1 rRNA gene is annotated in these 268 nt (G+C 50.4%); it reads right to left on the bottom strand.

Going from position 1 to position 268, the window contains the following annotated elements:
- A 23S ribosomal RNA gene (locus ACEO2X_RS14450) occupies positions 1 to 268 on the bottom strand; the annotation flags it as partial.

Below are 268 nucleotides of genomic sequence, written 5' to 3'. Positions count from 1 at the left end.
CCTTGGTCTTTCAGCGAACGGGTTTTTCACCCGTTTTGTCGTTACTCACGTCAGCATTCGCACTTCTGATACCTCCAGCAGACTTCTCAATCCACCTTCTTCGGCTTACAGAACGCTCCCCTACCACTTGACTAATGTCAAATCCGCAGCTTCGGCACATAGTTTTAGCCCCGTTACATCTTCCGCGCAGGCCGACTCGACTAGTGAGCTATTACGCTTTCTTTAAAGGGTGGCTGCTTCTAAGCCAACCTCCTAGCTGTCTATGCCT

Source organism: Acinetobacter sp. AL9, from assembly GCF_041464035.1.
Lineage (GTDB): Bacteria > Pseudomonadota > Gammaproteobacteria > Pseudomonadales > Moraxellaceae > Acinetobacter > Acinetobacter towneri.
Note: the sequence above shows the minus strand (reverse complement) of the source record. Positions and strands in the feature narration are given on the sequence as shown.